General features: G+C 73.6%; 17 protein-coding genes. 6 read left to right on the top strand and 11 right to left on the bottom strand.

Features of this window, described 5'->3' with window-relative positions; translation table 11 throughout:
* Positions 1-4 precede the first annotated feature (4 nt).
* Positions 5-1,180: a macrolide family glycosyltransferase gene (locus ACZ4NB_RS06435; RefSeq protein WP_467658712.1), complete on the bottom strand. Its 1,176-nt coding sequence runs from the start codon at positions 1,178-1,180 to the stop codon at positions 5-7.
* Positions 1,181-1,593: 413 nt separating this feature from the next.
* On the opposite strand from ACZ4NB_RS06435, the gene ACZ4NB_RS06430 reads away from it, so the two are divergent.
* The 3 genes from ACZ4NB_RS06430 (at position 1,594) to ACZ4NB_RS06420 (ending at position 4,333) form a co-directional block, all read left to right on the top strand.
* Positions 1,594-3,003 (top strand): FAD-dependent monooxygenase, encoded by a 1,410-nt coding sequence (locus tag ACZ4NB_RS06430; RefSeq protein WP_467658710.1) that lies wholly within the window; start codon positions 1,594-1,596, stop codon positions 3,001-3,003.
* Between the two features lies 1 nt (position 3,004).
* Positions 3,005-3,742 carry a pyridoxine/pyridoxamine 5'-phosphate oxidase gene (locus ACZ4NB_RS06425; RefSeq protein ID WP_467658709.1) on the top strand — a complete coding sequence of 246 codons (738 nt, stop codon included), beginning with the start codon at positions 3,005-3,007 and terminating at the stop codon, positions 3,740-3,742.
* A gap of 126 nt (positions 3,743-3,868) precedes the next feature.
* A complete protein-coding gene (locus ACZ4NB_RS06420) occupies positions 3,869-4,333 on the top strand; it encodes a MerR family transcriptional regulator (RefSeq protein WP_467658707.1) in 465 nt (154 codons plus the stop codon).
* 200 nt (positions 4,334-4,533) lie between these two features.
* On the opposite strand, the gene ACZ4NB_RS06415 is transcribed toward ACZ4NB_RS06420, so the two are convergent.
* From ACZ4NB_RS06415 to ACZ4NB_RS06405, 3 genes are all read right to left on the bottom strand, one after another.
* On the bottom strand, positions 4,534-5,022 hold the full coding sequence (locus tag ACZ4NB_RS06415; RefSeq protein WP_467658705.1) for a GNAT family N-acetyltransferase: 489 nt from the start codon (positions 5,020-5,022) through the stop codon (positions 4,534-4,536).
* Positions 5,023-5,164: 142 nt separating this feature from the next.
* Entirely contained in the window at positions 5,165-5,593 is a 429-nt protein-coding gene (locus tag ACZ4NB_RS06410; protein ID WP_467659169.1) for a Zn-ribbon domain-containing OB-fold protein, read from the bottom strand.
* 83 nt (positions 5,594-5,676) lie between these two features.
* Positions 5,677-6,129, bottom strand: a complete 453-nt coding sequence (locus tag ACZ4NB_RS06405) for a DoxX family membrane protein (protein ID WP_467658703.1) — start codon at positions 6,127-6,129, stop codon at positions 5,677-5,679.
* 224 nt (positions 6,130-6,353) lie between these two features.
* On the opposite strand from ACZ4NB_RS06405, the gene ACZ4NB_RS06400 reads away from it, so the two are divergent.
* Together ACZ4NB_RS06400 and ACZ4NB_RS06395 are read left to right on the top strand one after the other, a co-directional pair.
* Positions 6,354-8,612, top strand: coding sequence for an acetate--CoA ligase family protein (locus ACZ4NB_RS06400; protein WP_467658701.1), 2,259 nt, complete (start codon positions 6,354-6,356; stop codon positions 8,610-8,612).
* Between the two features lie 97 nt (positions 8,613-8,709).
* The gene (locus ACZ4NB_RS06395; protein ID WP_467658699.1) at positions 8,710-9,591 is read left to right on the top strand and encodes an enoyl-CoA hydratase/isomerase family protein; all 882 of its coding nucleotides are present in this window, start codon (positions 8,710-8,712) and stop codon (positions 9,589-9,591) included.
* A 23-nt stretch (positions 9,592-9,614) separates the two neighbouring features.
* On the opposite strand, the gene ACZ4NB_RS06390 is transcribed toward ACZ4NB_RS06395, so the two are convergent.
* Positions 9,615-10,265 (bottom strand): hypothetical protein, encoded by a 651-nt coding sequence (locus ACZ4NB_RS06390; RefSeq protein ID WP_467658698.1) that lies wholly within the window; start codon positions 10,263-10,265, stop codon positions 9,615-9,617.
* A gap of 8 nt (positions 10,266-10,273) precedes the next feature.
* On the bottom strand, positions 10,274-10,855 hold the full coding sequence (locus ACZ4NB_RS06385; RefSeq protein WP_467658696.1) for an RNA polymerase sigma factor: 582 nt from the start codon (positions 10,853-10,855) through the stop codon (positions 10,274-10,276).
* 221 nt (positions 10,856-11,076) lie between these two features.
* On the opposite strand from ACZ4NB_RS06385, the gene ACZ4NB_RS06380 reads away from it, so the two are divergent.
* Positions 11,077-11,685 (top strand): flavin reductase family protein, encoded by a 609-nt coding sequence (locus ACZ4NB_RS06380; protein WP_467659167.1) that lies wholly within the window; start codon positions 11,077-11,079, stop codon positions 11,683-11,685.
* Between the two features lie 15 nt (positions 11,686-11,700).
* Here ACZ4NB_RS06380 and ACZ4NB_RS06375 read toward each other — a convergent pair whose 3' ends face one another.
* From ACZ4NB_RS06375 to ACZ4NB_RS06355, 5 genes are all read right to left on the bottom strand, one after another.
* On the bottom strand, positions 11,701-12,627 hold the full coding sequence (locus ACZ4NB_RS06375; RefSeq protein WP_467658694.1) for a hypothetical protein: 927 nt from the start codon (positions 12,625-12,627) through the stop codon (positions 11,701-11,703).
* A 103-nt stretch (positions 12,628-12,730) separates the two neighbouring features.
* A complete protein-coding gene (locus tag ACZ4NB_RS06370; protein WP_467658693.1) occupies positions 12,731-14,068 on the bottom strand; it encodes an MFS transporter in 1,338 nt (445 codons plus the stop codon).
* 136 nt (positions 14,069-14,204) lie between these two features.
* Positions 14,205-15,275, bottom strand: a complete 1,071-nt coding sequence (locus tag ACZ4NB_RS06365) for a Zn-dependent alcohol dehydrogenase (RefSeq protein ID WP_467658691.1) — start codon at positions 15,273-15,275, stop codon at positions 14,205-14,207.
* Between the two features lie 20 nt (positions 15,276-15,295).
* On the bottom strand, positions 15,296-16,492 hold the full coding sequence (locus tag ACZ4NB_RS06360) for an acyl-CoA dehydrogenase family protein (RefSeq protein WP_467658689.1): 1,197 nt from the start codon (positions 16,490-16,492) through the stop codon (positions 15,296-15,298).
* A 57-nt stretch (positions 16,493-16,549) separates the two neighbouring features.
* Positions 16,550-17,455 (bottom strand): SDR family oxidoreductase, encoded by a 906-nt coding sequence (locus tag ACZ4NB_RS06355; protein WP_467658688.1) that lies wholly within the window; start codon positions 17,453-17,455, stop codon positions 16,550-16,552.
* Between the last annotated feature and the right edge of the window lie 5 nt (positions 17,456-17,460).

Raw genomic sequence — 17,460 nt, 5'->3', positions numbered from 1 at the left:
TCCGTCAGCCCAGCAGTTCCTCGATCAGATCCGCGGCCCGGCGGGCTCCGCCCTGCGCGCGGACCTCGGCCCGCAGCGCGGCCGCACGCGCGGCGACCAGCGGATCGGCCGTGAGCTCCAACAGGGCCGTACGCAACGCCTCCGCCGTGGCGTCGGCGGTGTCGATACGGCGGGCGACGCCCAGCTCGACCAGCCGGTCGGCGTTGATGAACTGCTCGGCGCCCTGCGGCACCGCGATCATCGGCAGGCCGGTGTACAGCCCCTCGCTGCTGCCGCCCATCCCCGCATGCGTCACAAACGCGTCCGCCTGCGCAAGGACGGCCAACTGCGGTACCCAAGACCGCACTTCGATGTTCGCCGGGAGCCGGTCCCCCAGCTCCGCCGGGTCGATGTACTTGCCGATCTGCAACACCACATGCCAGCCCGGCAGGTCCCCGAAGGCCGCCACGCACTGCCGGTAGAACTCCGGCTGGCGGGTGTACGCCGAGCCGAGCGACACCAGCAGCACCTTCCGCGCGCCGGCCGGCCGCTCCCAGCCGCCCTGCTGCGCACGGCCGTCGAGGCACGGTCCGACGAGGGTCACGACATCGGCGTCGACCCGGTCCGCATGCGGCTGCATGGCCCGCGGGATCAGCGCCAGCGCCCGGCGCGGCCGGCTGGAGAACTCGTCCACGTCCGTGGTCACCGCGCCGCTGCGGGCGAGCCAGGCGCCGAAGCGGGCCTGATAGGCCGCGGCCCCCGGCAGTGCGGCGTAGGCCGCGCCGATCTCCTCCTGTGCGCCCTCCCACGTCACGAACGTCGGGGAGAGCTGGACGAGTTCGCGGCCCTGCGACTCGGCCAGGGCGCGGGCGGCGAACGAGCAGACGTCGTGGAGGTAGAGGTCGGCCGGGTCCTCGTCGTAGACGGCCCGCAGCTGCGGCAGCATCTCGATGGCCTCGTCGAGGAAGAGCGAGGCCGCGGCGATGGGGTCCTGCGGCCAGTCGTTCTCGGCGACCGGCAGGGTGGTGGTGCAGCGGACGAACTCGGCGCCGGTGGAGGCGATCAGTTCGGCCGCGTGGTCGCTGTTGGCGTACGTGACGCGATGGCCGCGGGCCACCAGCTCTCGGATGATCTCCAGGCTGGGCAGCACATGGCTGACCATGGGCGAGCCGAGCATGGCGATATGGGCGGTACGGCGCATGGGAAAGGCACTTCCTTCACAACAGAGGTCACGGCTGGGAACACGGAAAGCCCGACGGCCCGGGCGGCGGCATGCAGCATCGGCCGCAAGGCCGGTGGTGCGCCGGGCACGCCTGGGTGCGGGCGGGGCGGACGTCCGCCCTCGGCCGTGTCAGCCGTAGATCTGCTGGAAGTGATGCATGCGGAAACCCTAGCCGGGGCGCCGGCACGGGGCGAACGGTTTTTCGGCGGCGGTTCCGCGAGCGGTCGGCACCCCACGGACGACTGCCTATACAAGCGTCATAGACAAGCGTTTAAGACACTCGTATAGTCGAGTTCATCGGCCGGTGCGCACACCGCGACCGAGCGCCGCGACATGCGCGACGCAGCCCGTTCAGGAGCACCGCCCACCGCACGCCCGAAGGGAACCCCGCCATGTCCGCAACCGCCCCGCACACCCGCACCGGCTCCAGCCCCCGCACCGCGCCCCGTACCGTGCTGATCTCCGGTGCGAGCGTCGCCGGCCCGGCGCTCGCCTACTGGCTGCACCGCTACGGCTTCGCGGTGACCGTCGTCGAACGCGCCCCGGAGCTGCGCACCGGCGGCTACAAGGTCGACATCCGGGGCGCCGCGATCGACGTCGTCGAGCGGATGGGGATCCTGGAGGACATCCAGCGCGCCAGTACGGACATGCAGACCGGCGCCTACGTGGACGACGACGGCAAGCGGATCGCCACCCTCCCGGCCGACATCTTCGGCGCGCGGGTCGGCCGCGACGACGAGATCATGCGCGGCGAACTGGCCCGCATCCTCTACGAGCGCACCCGTTCCGGCGTCGAGTACCTCTTCGGCGACTCGATCACCTCGATCACCCCCGTCGCGCCCGCGGCGGCGAGCACCTCAGGCTCACCCCATCCGGGCCGGCACTCGGACACCGCGCCGGAAGGCGTCGAAGTCACCTTCGAGCGGAGCGCCCCGCGCCGCTTCGACCTCGTCGTCGGCGCCGACGGCCTGCACTCGACCGTCCGGCGCCTGGCCTTCGGCCCTGAGGAGCAGTTCGTGCGGCACCTCGGCGGGTACGTCTCGGCCTTCTCCATGCCGAACGAACTCGGCCTGGACCGCGAGGAGTTGTACCACGCCGTACCGGGCAAGCTGATCTGCGCCTACAGCTCGGCCGGGGATCCGCGGGCCACGGGCCTGCTGGTCTTCCGCTCGCCCCGACTGCGCTACGACCACCGCGACCGCGCCCAGCAGCTGGCGCTGCTCCAGGACGCGTTCGAGGGCGTCGGCTGGCAGGTCCCCCGGCTCCTCGAAGCGGCCCGCGAGGCGGGCGACCTCTACTTCGACGGGCTGCATCTGATCGAGATGGACCGCTGGTCGCGCGGGCGGGTGGTGCTGCTCGGCGACGCCGCGCACTGCGCCTCGCCGGCATCGGGGCAGGGCACCGGGATGGCGCTGGTCGGCGCGTACGTCCTGGCCGGGGAGCTGGCGGCCGGAGGGGAGCCGGAGGCGGCCTTTGCGCGCTACGAGGCGGAGATGCGCGGCTATGTCGCGGCCAATCACGCGCTGGCGCGGAAGTTCGCGAAGGAGATGACGGCGGACACCCCGGGGCAGATCCGCTTGCGGCATCTGATGCTGCGGATCCTGCCGCACATGCCGTGGAAGAACTTCGTGGCGAAGAAGATCGCGGAGGATGTGCAGCGGGGCGCCTGTGCGATCACGCTCAAGGACTATCCGCTGCCCGGCCGGGGGCGGGTTCGCGCGCAGGGCGGGGCGGCGGCCGGTGCGCCGGATGCCGCGGCCGGTCCCGCGCCGGCCGCCGCGACCCGCACGTACGCTGCCTGACATGAGCGATCACCCCGCGCACCAGGACACACCGGAAGCCGCCCCCGCCGACGGCACGGCCCCCACCGGCGAGGCGGACGCCGCCGGCCGCGCGTTCCGCGAGCTGCTGCGCGGGCTGCGGGTCTGGGACTGCGAACTGCCCGCGTTCGACCCGGCGCAGGCGCCCGCCGAGCCGCTGCCGCTGTTCCGGCAGTGGCTGCGGGAGGCCGCCGAGGCGGGCCAGCCGGAGCCGCACACGATGACCCTGGCCACCGCGGACGCGGCCGGCGACCCCTCGGTACGGACCCTGATGCTGCACGACGCCGATGAGCGCGGCTGGCACTTCGCCTCGCACCGCGGCAGCCGCAAGGGCCGCGAACTGGCGGCCCGGCCGCGGGCGGCGCTCGGCTTCTACTGGCCGGCGGTCGGCCGCCAGGTGCGGGTCAGCGGGCCGGTGACCGAGGCGGGGCCCGAGGAGAGCGCGGCCGATCTGCACCGCCGCTCCACGGGCGCGCTGGCCGCGGCGCTGGTCGGCCGGCAGAGCGAGGTGCTGGGCTCGACCGGGGAGCTGGCCCGCGCCTCGGAAGCCGCCTGGGAGCGCGCGCAGCGGGAACCGGACGCGGCGGTACCCAGCTGGACGCTGTACGTGCTGCGCCCCGAGGAGGTCGAGTTCTTCCAGGGCGACGCACGGCGACGCCACGTACGCCTCAACTACCGCCGCGAAGGCGGCCGTTGGACCACGGAACTGCTCTGGCCGTAGGGCACCGGGCGGCGGGGGACGGCGAGGTTCAGCGGAACGCCGGGGCCGACGGGCGCGGTCGGCCCCCGAGACGGTGCACGGAGGGCACTTGCTTCAAGTGCGCTTGAAGGTCCTAGCGTGATCGGCATGACGGTGATCGACAGCACTCCCGTGAAGTCCCCGCCCGTGGACGTCTGCGGGTCCGCGGGGGCGGCCCCTCCGCGCCCCGACGGCCAGGATCACTACACGATCCGCGAGGTCGCGGCGCACACCGGGCTCAGCGCGCCCACCCTGCGCTGGTACGAGGAGATCGGCCTGATGCCGCATGTGGCGCGGTCGCACACCGGTCAGCGCCGTTTCGGCAACCGGGACCTGGACTGGCTCGCCTTCGTCGCCAAGCTGCGCCTGACCGGGATGCCGGTCGCCGACATGGTCCGCTTCGCGGAGCTGGTCCGCCAGGGCGAGGACACCTACGGCGAACGGCAGTCGGTGCTGGAGCAGACCCGGGACGAGGCCGCCGGGCGCATCGCGGAGCTGCAGGACACCCTCGCCGTACTCAACGCCAAGATCAATTTCTATGAGGGTCTCCGCCGGGCGCCGGAAGGGGCCTGAGCGCCGAGCAGCCGGCGCTGCTGGAGCCGATCGCCGGGCAGGTAGCAGGCGAGCGCTACTCGGACATGTCCCTCACGTCTGCGGCCCGGGAGGCTCAGGGGCCGTCAGCGGAGTGATCTTGGGAGGTGGCTCCGCGGCGACGCTCCCCGGGACAGCCGGGCCCCTGCCGCCCCTCGCGCCGCCGTCACAGCCGGCCGCCGTCACAGCTGCCGATACATGATGTGCAGCCCCACATAGCCCTTGGTGGGGTGCCGGAAGCCCTCGGGGAGGGTGGTCATGATCGTGAAGCCCAGGGACTTCCAGAGGGCGACGGCGCCGGTGTTGGTCTCCACGACGGCGTTGAACTGCATCGCCCGATAGCCCTCGGCGCGGGCCCAGGCCAGGACGTGCTCCCCCAGCGCCCGTCCGACGCCCCGTCCGCCGTACCGCGGATCGACCATGAAGCTGGCGCTGGCGATATGCGCGGAGCCGCCCATGTGGTTGGGGTTCATCTTGGCGGTGCCCAGGACCGTCCCGGAGTCCTCGACGGCGACGACCGTACGGCCTGGCGGCTCCAGCAGCCACATCTCCCGGCCCGTCGCCTCGTCGAGGTCTCGCGGGTAGGTATAGGTCTCACCGGCCGCCACGATGGTGTGGAAGAACGGCCAGATGGCGGGCCAGTCGGCCGCGGTCGCCTCACGGATCAGCACGACTCCAGGATGACGCCGCCGCCGGTCGGGCCGCCACCGGATTCGCCCCGGACTCGCCCCGGACTCGCCCCGGATTCGCCCCGGCTCCGTGCCCGACCGGGACCCGGCCGGGGCCTGGGCCGGGAGCGGGGCCCGGCCGGGGTCACGCGGGCCGGAAGACCGGCACGGCGAGGCCGCCGGCCGCACCACCGGAACCGTCGCCGCCCACAGCCCCCTCCGCACGACGGAACCGCACCCGGAGCGGCATCCCTATCCGCAGCTCCGCCTCCCGGCAGTCGACGATCTCGGTCATCATCCGCGGCCCCTCGGCGAGATCGACCGCGGCCGCGACATACGGCACCCGGTCGCCGAACGGCGGGAGGTCGTTGCGGTGCACGACGGACCAGGTATAGAGCGTGGCGCGCCCGCCGGCCGGCTCCCAGCCGACCTCCTCGCTCCAGCAGTACGGGCAGAACTCACGCGGGTAGTGATGGGCCGCACCGCAGCCCTCGGCCCGGCAGCGCCGCAGCAGCAGCCGCCCCTCGGCCGCCGCGTCCCAGTACGGCCGGGTGAAGGCGTCCACCTCCGGCAGATCGAACCCCGCCGCACGGTGCGCGACGTCCCGGCCGGCACCGCGCGCACCCGCCTCCGCCGCGCTCCCACCGGCACCGGCCCTCACGAGAACACCCCGACGGCGGCGTCGAGCGACCAGGTCTGCCAGCTCACGCCGAACAGGGCGACCAGGGAGATCAGCGCCATCATCGCGTTCTGCCCCTGCTCGGCCCAGTCATGGATCATCAGCACCAGATACAGCAGGTTGAGCACCAGGCCGCCCGCCAGCGCGATCGGTGTGAGGAAGCCGAGGACGAGGCCGAGCCCCAGCGCCAGTTCGGCGTAGACCACGACATACGCCATCGCCTTGGGCCGGGGCCGTACGACCTTGTCGAAGCCACTGCGCACCGCACTCCAGCGGTGCTTGCCGGCCACGTCCGCCGCCCAGGCGATGCCCGTACCGCGCTCGAACCAGCCCTTCTTGTCCTTGTGGCGCCAGCTCTCCAGCCACCACAGGCCGAGGCCGATGCGGAGCACGGCCAGCCACTCCGCCCCGCCGAGCCAGATCGTCTGCATCCCGCACACCCCTCACCGATTCTGACGGTACGTCAGTTCAGCTCATGGGCCGCGGCCGCGCAAGGGGGCCCGCACGATCCGGCTCGGGCGTCGCGGGCGGCCGAGCTTTCCCGCGCAGCCCCATTCCTGACGTGGCGTCAGTTCAGTAATCTGACTAAGTGTCAGGTAATGCAGCCACTACAGCAAGGCAACTGAGAGCCGTCACACAGGAGCGGGCGTCTGCGATGCTTGGATCGACTCACGGCAGCCTCACCACGCACTCCCGGCCGGCCCGCGTCGTGGCCTGTGGGGAGCAACCACCACACACCGTCCACGGCATGAGCGCACCGCCTCGCGGCAGCGGCGGGCAGGACGCCGGGGCCGCGGTCGACCGGGACGTCAGCGGCCGGCCGCTGCACGCTCCGGTGCCCGACCTGGACCGGTTCTTCCGGCCCGAGTCGGTGGCCGTGATCGGCGCCTCGGACACCGAAGGCCGCCCCAACACCGGCATCACCCGCCAGCTGATCGCCTGGGCGGAGCGGGTCGGCGCCCGGCTCCACCCCGTCAATCCGGGACGGACGCAGGTCTTCGGGCGGCCCTGCTGCGCCTCCGTCGCCGCCCTGCCCGAGCCCGTCGACCTCGCCGTACTGCTGGTCGGCGATCCGCTGCCGCTCATCGAGCAACTCGCCGAGGCCAAGGTGAAGTTCGCGGTGGCCTTCGCCTCCGGCTTCGCCGAGACCGGAGAGCGGGGCGCGTCCGCCCAGGCCCGGCTCGCCGAGGCCGTCGAACGCTCCGGGCTGCGGCTGCTCGGCCCGAACACCAACCTCAACGCCTTCGAGGAGTTCCGCGAGGACCTCGACGGCCCGGCCATCGCCCTGATCACCCAGTCAGGCCACCAGGGCCGGCCTGTCTTCACGCTCCAGGAACTGGGCATCCGCCTCTCCCACTGGGCCCCCACCGGCAACGAGGCCGATCTGGAGACCGCCGACTTCCTCTCCTACTTCGCCACCCGCCCCGAGGTCGGCGCCATCGCCGCCTATGTGGAGGGCCTCAAGGACGGCCGCAGCTTTCTGCTCGCCGCCGACCGCGCGGCCCGCAACAAGGTGCCGGTCGTCGCCGTCAAGGTCGGTCGCACCGAGACCGGCGCCCGGACGGCCGCCTCGCACACCGGCAAACTCACCGGCGCGGACGAGGTCGTGGACGCCGCGATGCGGCAGTTCGGCGTGATCCGGGTCGACGGGCTGGACGAACTGCAGGACACCGCGGCGCTGCTGGCCCGCGCCAGGAAGCCGGCCGCCGAGGGCATCGCGGTCTATTCGATCTCCGGCGGCACCGGCGCGCACTTCTCCGACCTGGCGACCGCGGCGGGACTGCGGCTGCCCACCCTGGACGCCGCCAAGCAGGCCGAGCTGCACCAGTGGATACCGGACTACCTCAACGTCGCCAACCCGATCGACAACGGCGGGCATCCCGTGGGCGACTGGCGCGGCCGCAAGATCATCGACGCGATCCTGGCCGACCCGTCCATCGGCGTACTGATCTGCCCGATCACCGGCCCCTTCCCGCCGATGAGCGACAAGCTCGCCCAGGACCTCGTGGACGCGGCGGAGCGGACGGACAAGCTGGTGTGTGTGGTGTGGGGATCGCCGGTGGGCACGGAGGACGCCTACCGCAGCACCCTGCTCGGCTCCTCGCGGGTGGCGACCTTCCGCACCTTCGCCAACTGCATCACGGCCGTCCGCGCCTACCTCGACCACCACCGCTTCGCCGCCGCCTACCGCTCCCCCTTCGACGACGCGCCGCGCGCGGTGTCGCCTTCGGCGCGCAAGGCGCAGGCGCTGATGCGCCCGGGCCAGCAGCTCAGCGAGCACGCGGCGAAGCAGCTGCTGCGCGCCTACGGCATCCGGGTCCCGCGCGAGCAGCTGGTGACCAGCGCGGCGGCGGCCGTCCGGGCGGCGAGCCTGGTCGGCTACCCCGTCGTCATGAAGGCCTCCGGGCCGCAGCTGGCGCACAAGACCGAACTCGGCCTGGTCAAGGTCGCGCTGACCTCGGCCAGCCAGGTCCGCGACGCCTACCGCGAGCTGATCGACATCGCCCGCTACGAGGACCTCCCGCTGGACGGTGTGCTGGTCTGCCAGATGATCGAGCGCGGCGTCGAGATGGTCGTCGGCGTCACCCACGACAGCCTCTTCGGGCCGACCGTGACCGTCGGGCTCGGCGGGGTGCTCGTGGAGGTGCTGCGGGATGTCGCGGTGGGTGTACCGCCCTTCGGGGAGGACCAGGCCCGCGCGATGCTCGGCGAACTGCGCGGGTGCGCCCTGCTGGACGGCGTGCGCGGCGCACCGCCCGCGGATACCGACGCGCTCGTCGAGGTCGTGCTGCGGGTGCAGCGGATGGCCCTCGAAATGGGCGGTGAACTGGCCGAGTTGGACATCAATCCGCTGGTGGTCCTGCCGCGCGGACAGGGTGCGGTGGCCCTCGACGCGCTCGCCGTCTGCCACTGACCGCGCCGGGCACCCCGACCGCCGTAGACATCGCCACCGCCGTAGGCACCCCCACCGCCGTAAGCATCTCGCCCGCAGCCTTTGGAGCCGCTCCCCCATGACGTCCTCCCCGTCTCCCGCTTCCCCTCCCCCCGCCGGGCCGGCCGCCGGCGGCGATCATGCCGGGCCCGCCGGCCCCGCCGCCGACCCCGTCGATTCATTGGTACTGCACACCACTGACAGCGGCGTCTCGTGGATCACCCTCAACCGCCCGGACGCCCTCAACGCCCTCACCTGGGACCAGCGCGAACGCATCATCGGCCGGCTCGCCGACGCCTCCGCCGACCCGGACGTACGGGCCGTGGTGATCACCGCGACCGGCAAGGGCTTCTGCGCCGGCGCGGATCTGCGCGGCGCACCGCCGGCGGGCGAACGGGTCGCCGGCGATGTCGCCCGGATGATCCGGCGCGGCGCCCAGCGGTTCATCGGCGCGGTGCTGGACTGCGAGAAGCCGGTGATCGCCGCGGTCAACGGCACCGCGGCCGGGATCGGCGCCCACCTCGCGTTCGCCTGCGATCTGGTGCTGGCGGCCGAATCGGCCCGTTTCATCGAGGTGTTCGTCCGGCGCGGACTGGTCCCGGACGGTGGTGGCGCCTACCTCCTGCCGCGGCTGATCGGCCCGCAGCGCACCAAGGAGCTGATGTTCTTCGGGGACGCCGTACCGGCCGCCGAGGCGGAGCGGCTGGGGCTGGTGAACCGGGTCGTCGCGGACGGCGAGCTGGCGAAGACCGCCCGGGAGTGGGCCGAGCGGCTGGCGGCCGGCCCGACCCGCGCGCTGACCCTCACCAAGCAGCTGGTCAACGCCTCCTTCGAGACCGACCGGGCCACGGCGTTCGCCGCCGAGGCCGCCGCCCAGGAGATCACCATGACGACGGCGGACGCCCAGGAAGGCGTCGCCGCCTTCGTGGCGCGGCGCAGCCCCTCCTACCGGGGCCGATGACGCACCGCCCGGGGGCACGCGGGCTACTTCACCTCCGCCGGGCACACCGGCACCTCACGCGTGTTGCGCGTGCGCACCCCCGGCAGCCACCCCCGCACCCCCTGCCCGGTGGTGACCAGATACCAGCGGGTGGAGGTGATGCCGGCCTCGTCGCGGACCATGCGGCCGTCGGTGACGACGCAGCGTGCGGCCAGTGCGTCGCCGTGCCAGACCCGGCCGGCGGAGTTGTCGCGCGCCGCGTACGGGGCGTACGGGTCCCTGGCCAGCCGCAGCGCGCACTCCAGCAGGCGGCCCGTCCGGCAGGCCCGCTCGCTGTTGTGGACCGTGATCTTCACCGTCCGGGGCGGCCCCGCCGGCTCCAGGCCGACCGGCCCGGGGCGCACCAGCCACCACACCCCCAGCGCCACCGCGGCCACCGCCGCGGCGACCGCCAGCGCGACCGCGTAGGGGCGTCTGCGGGGCAGCGCGACCGCGGCGGGCGCCGGCTCGCGACCGGTCTCCTTGACGCGGTTCCACAGGCCCGGCGGCGTCTCGATCTGCTCGTCCGCCAGCCGCAGCCGGGCGCGCAGCAGCGCCTCCGCGTCGTCGCCGGCACCGTCGCCCCGGCCGCCGCCGGGACCCGGGCCGCCGCCCGCGCCGCCGGTGCCGCCGTCGAACCGTGGTCCCACACCCACCGTGCCGCTCACCTCCCGGCCTGCCCGTGCTCCGATTCAACGAGGTAGGCGCGCAGCCTGTCCAGCGCGCGGGCGCGATGCCGGGCGGCGGTGCCGCGATGCACCTTCATGATCTTGGCGGCCTGGTCGATGGTGTAGCCGTCGAGGTCGACGAGGATGACGATGCCGGCCTGCCGGTGCGACAACCGTCCCAGCAGGCGCACCGCTTCGATCTCGGCGTGCCGCCGCTCCACCCCGCCGTCCCAGCCGCCCGGTGCCGCACCGGGCCCGGCCGCGGCGCCGTCCGCGCCCGCTTCCTCCACCCCCTCCAGGCCGTCGACCAGCACCTGTCGCCGGTCCTTGCGGTAGGCGTCGCGGGCGATGTTCAGCACGGCGGTGAAGGCATAGGCGTACGGCTCCGGATGGGCGAGGAAGCGCTGCGGGCGGGCGGCGAGCTTGAGGTACGCCTCATGCACCACGTCCTCCGCCGACTGCCGTGAACCGGCCAGCATCACCGCTCTTCGGTAGAGCCGGGGCAGCAGCCCGCAGAAGACCTCGTCGAAGGTGGGTGACGCGGCAGACGAAACTGACGACGGTGTCGCATCGGCCATGTACCGGAACTCTCCCCCGTGCTCGGCTACGGTCGCGGCCGAGGTGGACGCTACCCATGCGGGCGACGCACAATCAGCATTCCGCTCCCCAATCTCCCGCGAATCCACCGAAGATCGCCGCGACAGACCGGCAAACCACCCGTCCGGGTGGCCGTCGCCGCCTGCGCCTTCACAACTGACGCTCCATCAGATTCAATGAGGGCATGATGGGACACGCTGGAATGGCGGCCACGGCCGTGCGGTATCTGCGCTCCGTCGGCGCACCGACCACGGCCCCCTCACCCGCGCCCGCCGCACCCCACCCGCGGCCCGCGCTGCGTGCCGTACGCGAGGACGAGCGCGCCCCGCTGGACGCGGCCGAATTCCGCTCCGTCCTGGGGCACTTCGCCAGCGGCGTCACGGTCGTCACCGCGCCCTCGGAGCCCGGCCCGGCCGGCTTCGCCTGCCAGTCCTTCGCCTCCCTCTCCCTGGACCCGCCGCTGGTGACGTTCATGGTGGCGCGTACGTCGACGACCTGGCCGCGGATCGCCCGCGCCGGGGTGTTCTGCGTCAACATCCTCGGCGCCGGCCAGGGCGAGCTGTGCCGCGCCTTCGCGGTCAGCGGCGCCGACAAGTTCGCCGGTGTCCCCTACGGGCCGGCCCCCGCGACCGGTTCGCCCCGGCTCGCGGGCGTCCCCGCCTGGATCGACTGCACGATCCAGGCGGTGCACACCGGCGGCGACCACCTGATCGTCGTAGGCCGCGTCGAAGCCCTCGGCACGGACCCCGGGGCGGCCGAGGCCGGACCGCTCCTCTTCCACCGGGGCGCATTCGGGCGCTTCAGCTCCTGAGCGCGCCCGGCCAGGTCACTTCCGCGTCAGCACGTGCCGGTCCCCTTCGTCGGGGTCGCCCAGGAAGTAGTAGAGGGTGGGCCGGTCCTCGGTGCCGCCGATGAACCACTGCCTCCCGCAGCCGCCTTCGACGTCCACCTGCACTCTGTCCTCCCCCATGAACCGCTCCAGCTCCCATGTGCCGGTGCCGGCGCAGCGGTCCTTCGGCCGGCCCATGTGCCGGGCCGAGGCCACCCCGTCGGAACGCAGGTCGAGCGTGCCGCCGCCGTCGTCCTTCCAGACGCCGACGAGCTCGGCCCGGCTCGGCCGCGGCGGCTCGTACGCCGGCAGCAGCCCGGCCGCCATGGCGGCCACGCCCAGGCCCCCCAGCGCAAAAGCGGTCAGCAGGCCGCTGCCCGCGATACCGATGGTCAGCTGTACGGTGCGCCGGGCCCCGGTGCCCCTGGTGGCGACGGCGGCCGCCAGAGCGGCGGGTACGGCGACCGCGGCCAGCACCGGCCAGCACGCCAGATAGAACGCCGGCAGCCCCACGAAGCGGGTGAGCAGCGCGAGGAACGCCCCGTACGCGAGGGTCGCCGCGGCCGCCGCAACGGGGGCGGCGGCCACCGTCCACCACCACCGCACCCGCCCCCGCCGCCCGGCCCGGCGCGCCGCCCACCGCGCCAGCGTCAGCGTGGGCAGCACCAGGGTGACCGTCAGCACCAGTCCGGAGAGTGCTCCGAGGACGAGCGCGACCGGGAACATGAAGACGGCCAGGAACGCGTTGCCGATCGGCCCCTCCAGGGTGAGGCCGTACAGCACCAGCCCGGCCGTCGCGCAGGCCGCCTCGGCGAACAGCGCCGCCATCGAGACCACGACGGCCCGGCCGCTCCAGACGTCGCGGAGCGTCTCACCGCCCCCCGCCGGCCCGGCTTCTCCCGCGCCGCCCCAGGTCATCGCCATCGCCTGTTCCCCATCCGTCCTCGCGCGCCACACGCCTCTTCCGCGTCTCGCGCGTCTCAGGGGGGATCATCCAGTGGCCGGAAACCCACCCTGACACCGGGGGCTACGCCACGGCCGGCCGCACCTGCCCCGCCCCCTCCCGCCGCCGGATGACCAGGGCCATCAGGGCCGCGAGGGCGCACAGGGCGCCCGAGGCGTACCAGACCGGGTTGTAGGTGCCGAAGAGGTCGCGGGCGAGGCCGCCCAGGAAGGCGATCAGGGCGGCACCGACCTGGTGGGCGGCGAGGACCCAGCCGAACACGATCGCGCCGTCCTCGCCGTAGTGCTCGCGGCACAGGGCGATGGTCGGCGGGACGGTGGCCACCCAGTCCAGGCCGTAGAAGACGATGAAGAAGACCATCGGCGGATGGACCGTGTCGGCCAGCAGCAGCGGCAGGAACATCAGCGACAGTCCGCGCAGGCCGTAGTAGACGGCCAGCAGCCGGCGGGTGTCGAAGCGGTCGGTGAACCAGCCGGAGGCGATGGTGCCGGCGATGTCGAAGACGCCGATCACCGCGAGCAGCGAGGCGGCCGCCGTCATCGGCATGCCGTGATCGTGCGCCGCCGGCACGAAGTGGGTCTTGACCAGGCCGTTCGTGGTGGCGCCGCAGATCGCGAAGGTGCCCGCGAGCAGCCAGAACGGGCCGGTGCGCGCCGCCGTGGCCAGCGCCCGCAGCGCCCGCCGGGCCGCGCCCCGCTGCGGCGGCGGCTTGGGCACGAACTCGGTCGCCCCGTAGGGCGCGAGGCCGACATCCGCCGGGTGGTCGCGCAGCAGCAGCCACACCAGGGGGACGACGGCGACCGCGGCGAGCGCGACGGTCACCGCGGCCGGCCGCCACTCGTAACGGTCGACGATCCAGGACAGCAGCGGAAGGAAGACCAGCTGGCCGGAGGCGCCGGCCGCGGTGAGGATGCCGGTGACCAGCCCGCGCCGCTCGGTGAACCAGCGGCCGGTGACCGTGGCGGCGAAGGCCAGTGCCATCGAGCCGCTGCCCAGGCCGACCAGCACGCCCCAGAGGAGCACCAGCTGCCAGCTCGCCGTCATGAAGACGGTCAGCCCGGCGCCGGTCGCGATCACCGCGAGGGCGACCGCGACCACCCGCCGGATGCCGAACCGGTCCATCAGGGCGGCGGCGAACGGCGCGGTCAGCCCGTACAGCGCGAGGTTCACCGACACCGCGAAGCCGATGGTGGCCCGCGACCAGTGGAACTCGGCGTGCAGCGGGTCGATCAGCAGGCCGGGGAGGGAGGCGAAACCGGCCGCGCCGATGATGGTGAGGAAGGTGACGGCGGCGACGGACCAGGCGCGGTGCGGCCGCCGGCGCCGTGGGGGCACGGGTGCGGGGGCGCCCCCCTCGCGGGTGCCGCTCGCCCGTAGGGGGAGTTCGGGTGTCTGGGTCACCGGAGCAGCTTCGCCGGGATCGCCCCTACGGAACGAGTGGCCGGAAGGCCAGGGTTCACCAGGATCGGGCCAGGGGCGGGTCCCATGGCCCGGAGGCCGGGTGGCGCCCCCTAGGGCCTGTCCGATGGGTCAGGCTCTAGTCGAACGTCAGCACCGCCCGCGCCACCCGCCCGCGGTGCGCGTCGTCCGCCGCCTTCGCGAAGTCCTCCACCGGATACGTCCGGGTCACCAACTCGTCCAGCAGCAGCCGCCCTTCGCGGTAGAGCCGGGCGTACAGCGCGATGTCCCGCTGGGGCCGCGACGACCCGTAGCGGCAGCCCAGGATCGACTTGTCCAGATACATCGACGACACCAGGAACGAGGCTTCCGCCGAGGCCGGGGGCACACCGAGCAGCACCGCCTGGCCGTGCCGGTCCAGCATATCGACCGCCTGCCGGATCAGCCGGGTGCTGCCCACGCACTCGAAGGCGTGGTCGGCGCCGGTCGGCAGGATCTCCTTGACCGCGGTGACGGTGTCCGCCACCGCCGAGGCGTCGACGAAGTGCGTCGCCCCGAACTGCCGCGCCGCCGTCTCCTTCGCCGGGTTGGCGTCCACCGCCACGATCGCCGACGCGCCCGCGATCCGCGCCCCCTGGAGCACGTTGAGGCCGATGCCGCCCGCCCCGATCACCACGACCGACTCCCCGCGGTCCACCCTCGCCCGGTTCAGCACCGCCCCGACGCCGGTCAGCACCCCGCACCCGATCAGCGCGGCCGACGTCAGCGGAACGTCCTCGGCGATCTTCACCGCCTGCACCGCCTTGACGACCGTACGCTCCGCGAACGCCGAGTTCGACGCGAAGTTGTACAGCTCCTCGCCGCCCCGCCGAAAGGGCTTGCGGGGCATCCCGATCGCCTGCCGGCACATCGTCGGCCGCCCGCGGTCGCACTCCGCGCACGCCCCGCAGTTGGCCAGCGTCGACAGTGCGACATGGTCGCCGGGCACCACATGCTCCACGCCCGCGCCCACGGCCTCCACCACGCCCGCTCCCTCATGGCCCAGCACCACCGGCACCGGGAAGGGAATCGTCCCGTCGACCACCGACAGATCGCTGTGGCACAGCCCGGCCGCCCGGATCCCGACCAGCACCTCGCCCGGCCCGGGATCGCACACCTGGAGGTCGTCCACGACCCGGGGCCGCTCGCCGTCGAATATGACGCCCTTCATCCCCGCTCCACTCCCGTCATTCACCGCTCCGCTCTGGGCAGGCCGAGCACGCGCTCGGCGATGATGTTGCGCTGGATCTCGTCCGAGCCGCCGTAGATCGTGTCGGCCCGGGTGAACAGGAACAGCCGCTGCAGCGGGTCCAGTTCGTACGGCGCGTGCGGGGTCCAGTCGACGGGTCCCCGTGCGGCCGCGGCACCCCGCACCCGCATCGCCAGCTCCCCGAGGCGCTGATGCCAGCCGCCCCACAGCAGCTTCGCCACGCTCGGCGCACCCGGGTCCCCGGCCGCGCCCAGGGTCCGCAGCGCGTTCCACCGCATGACCCTCAACTCCGCCCACTGCGTGATGAGTTGATCGCGCAGCACGGGGTCCGACAGCGTCCCGCAGCGGACCGCGGCCGCGATCACCTCGGCCAGCTCCGCGGCGAACCCGATCTGCTGGACGAGCGTGGAGACCCCGCGCTCCAGCGCCAGCAGCCCCATCGCCACCCGCCAGCCGGCCCCTTCCCCGCCGACCACGTGCTCGGCCCGCGCCAGCGCCCCGTCGAAGAACACCTCGTTGAACTCCGCCGTCCCCGACATCTGCCGGATCGGCCGCACCTCGATGCGCCCCGGCTGGTCCATCGGCACCAGCAGGAACGACAGCCCCCGGTGCCGCCGCTCACCGGGGTCCGTCCGCGCCAGCACGAAGCACCAGTCGGCCTCCCCGGCCAGCGACGTCCAGATCTTCTGCCCGCTGACCCGGTAGCCGGCCCCGTCCCGGACCGCCACCGTCCGCACCCCCGCCAGGTCCGACCCCGCGTCCGGCTCGCTGTAGCCCTGGCACCACAGCTCCTCACCGCGCGCGACGGCCGGCAGGAACCGCCGCCGCTGCGCCTCGTCGCCGCATGCGATCAGCGTCGGCGCCAGCAGGTTCTCCCCGATGTGGCCCACCCGACCGGGCGCCGCGGCCCGCGCGTACTCCTCGGCCCACACCACCTGCTGCGTCAGGCTCGCCGCCCGGTTCCCGTACGCGCCATGGGTGCGGTCCCATCCGATGCCGACCCAGCCGCCGGCCCCGAGCTCCCGCTCCCACCCGCGGCGCGCCGCGGGCGCCTCGTGCTCGCTGCCGGGGCCGCCCCGCCCCGCCAGCGTCGCGTAGGGCCCCACGAGATGCTCCGCCAGCCAGGCCCGGGCCTCGGCCCGGAATTCCTCGTCCGCCCGCCCGAACTCAAAGTCCACGCCGACCTCCCGACGTCGAAAGCCCCGTCCCGCCGCCCGGCAATGCGGGCCGGCCCGCTACCGGTTGGGCCGGGCCTTGGCCGCCGCGGCCGCCGCCATCTGCTCCAACTGCTCCAACATCGGCATCGGATCGGCCCCCACCGCCCCGGGCACCACCTCGGCGACCTTCTCCGGCGTCCACCCGCCGTCCCCGTACACCGAGCGCAGCTCCCTCGGCTGGGCCCATACCGCGATCTTCGGGCCGGCCACCGTGTAGACCTGCCCGGTGACCTCGCGCGCCCGCTCGCTCAGCAGATAGACGACGAACGCCGCCACGTCCTCCGGCTCGCCGATATCCTTCAGCTCCATCGGCACGTTCGCCGACATCCGGGTCCGGGCGAGGGGCGCCACCGCGTTGGCGGTCACCCCGTATTTGTGCAGGCCCAGCGCGGCGCTGCGGACCAGCGAGATGATCCCGCCCTTCGCGGAGGCGTAGTTGGCCTGGGAGACCGACCCCTGGTGGTTGCCGCTGGTGAAGCCCACCAGGGTTCCCGACCCCTGGCGCCGCATCACCGCGGCCGCGGCCCGGAAGACGGTGAAGGTGCCCTTGAGGTGCGTGGCGACCACCGGGTCCCACTCCTCCTCGGACATGTTGAACAGCATCCGCTCGCGCAGGATCCCAGCCACGCACACCACACCGTCGATCCGCCCGTACCGCGCCAGCGCGGTGTCCACGATCCGCTGGCCGCCGGCCATGGTGGAGACGTCGTCGGCGACCGCCGCCGCCTCCCCGCCCGCCGCCTCGATCTCCTTGACCACCGCGTCGGCGACCTCGCTGCTCGGGGCGCCGCCATCGATCGAGACGCCGTAGTCGTTGACCACGACGCGGGCACCGTGCGCGGCGCAGGCGAGCGCGACAGCGCGCCCGATGCCGCGTCCCGCGCCGGTGACGGCGACCACCTTGCCGGCCAAGAAGTTCCCCATGCCGC

The organism is Streptomyces sp. NPDC026575 (assembly GCF_055567415.1).
This window is presented reverse-complemented; position numbering and strand designations above follow the sequence as displayed.

Coding starts and splice junctions, on each gene's coding strand:
- ACZ4NB_RS06425 (WP_467658709.1), top strand. CDS start 3,005: ATGAGCGATCACCCCGCGCACCAGGACACACCGGAAGCCGCCCCCGCC.
- ACZ4NB_RS06385 (WP_467658696.1), bottom strand. CDS start 10,855: ATGGCCGATGCGACACCGTCGTCAGTTTCGTCTGCCGCGTCACCCACC.
- ACZ4NB_RS06365 (WP_467658691.1), bottom strand. CDS start 15,275: ATGAAGGGCGTCATATTCGACGGCGAGCGGCCCCGGGTCGTGGACGAC.
- ACZ4NB_RS06380 (WP_467659167.1), top strand. CDS start 11,077: ATGGCGGCCACGGCCGTGCGGTATCTGCGCTCCGTCGGCGCACCGACC.
- ACZ4NB_RS06420 (WP_467658707.1), top strand. CDS start 3,869: ATGACGGTGATCGACAGCACTCCCGTGAAGTCCCCGCCCGTGGACGTC.
- ACZ4NB_RS06435 (WP_467658712.1), bottom strand. CDS start 1,180: ATGCGCCGTACCGCCCATATCGCCATGCTCGGCTCGCCCATGGTCAGC.
- ACZ4NB_RS06400 (WP_467658701.1), top strand. CDS start 6,354: ATGCTTGGATCGACTCACGGCAGCCTCACCACGCACTCCCGGCCGGCC.
- ACZ4NB_RS06355 (WP_467658688.1), bottom strand. CDS start 17,455: ATGGGGAACTTCTTGGCCGGCAAGGTGGTCGCCGTCACCGGCGCGGGA.
- ACZ4NB_RS06430 (WP_467658710.1), top strand. CDS start 1,594: ATGTCCGCAACCGCCCCGCACACCCGCACCGGCTCCAGCCCCCGCACC.
- ACZ4NB_RS06405 (WP_467658703.1), bottom strand. CDS start 6,129: ATGCAGACGATCTGGCTCGGCGGGGCGGAGTGGCTGGCCGTGCTCCGC.
- ACZ4NB_RS06375 (WP_467658694.1), bottom strand. CDS start 12,627: ATGGCGATGACCTGGGGCGGCGCGGGAGAAGCCGGGCCGGCGGGGGGC.
- ACZ4NB_RS06395 (WP_467658699.1), top strand. CDS start 8,710: ATGACGTCCTCCCCGTCTCCCGCTTCCCCTCCCCCCGCCGGGCCGGCC.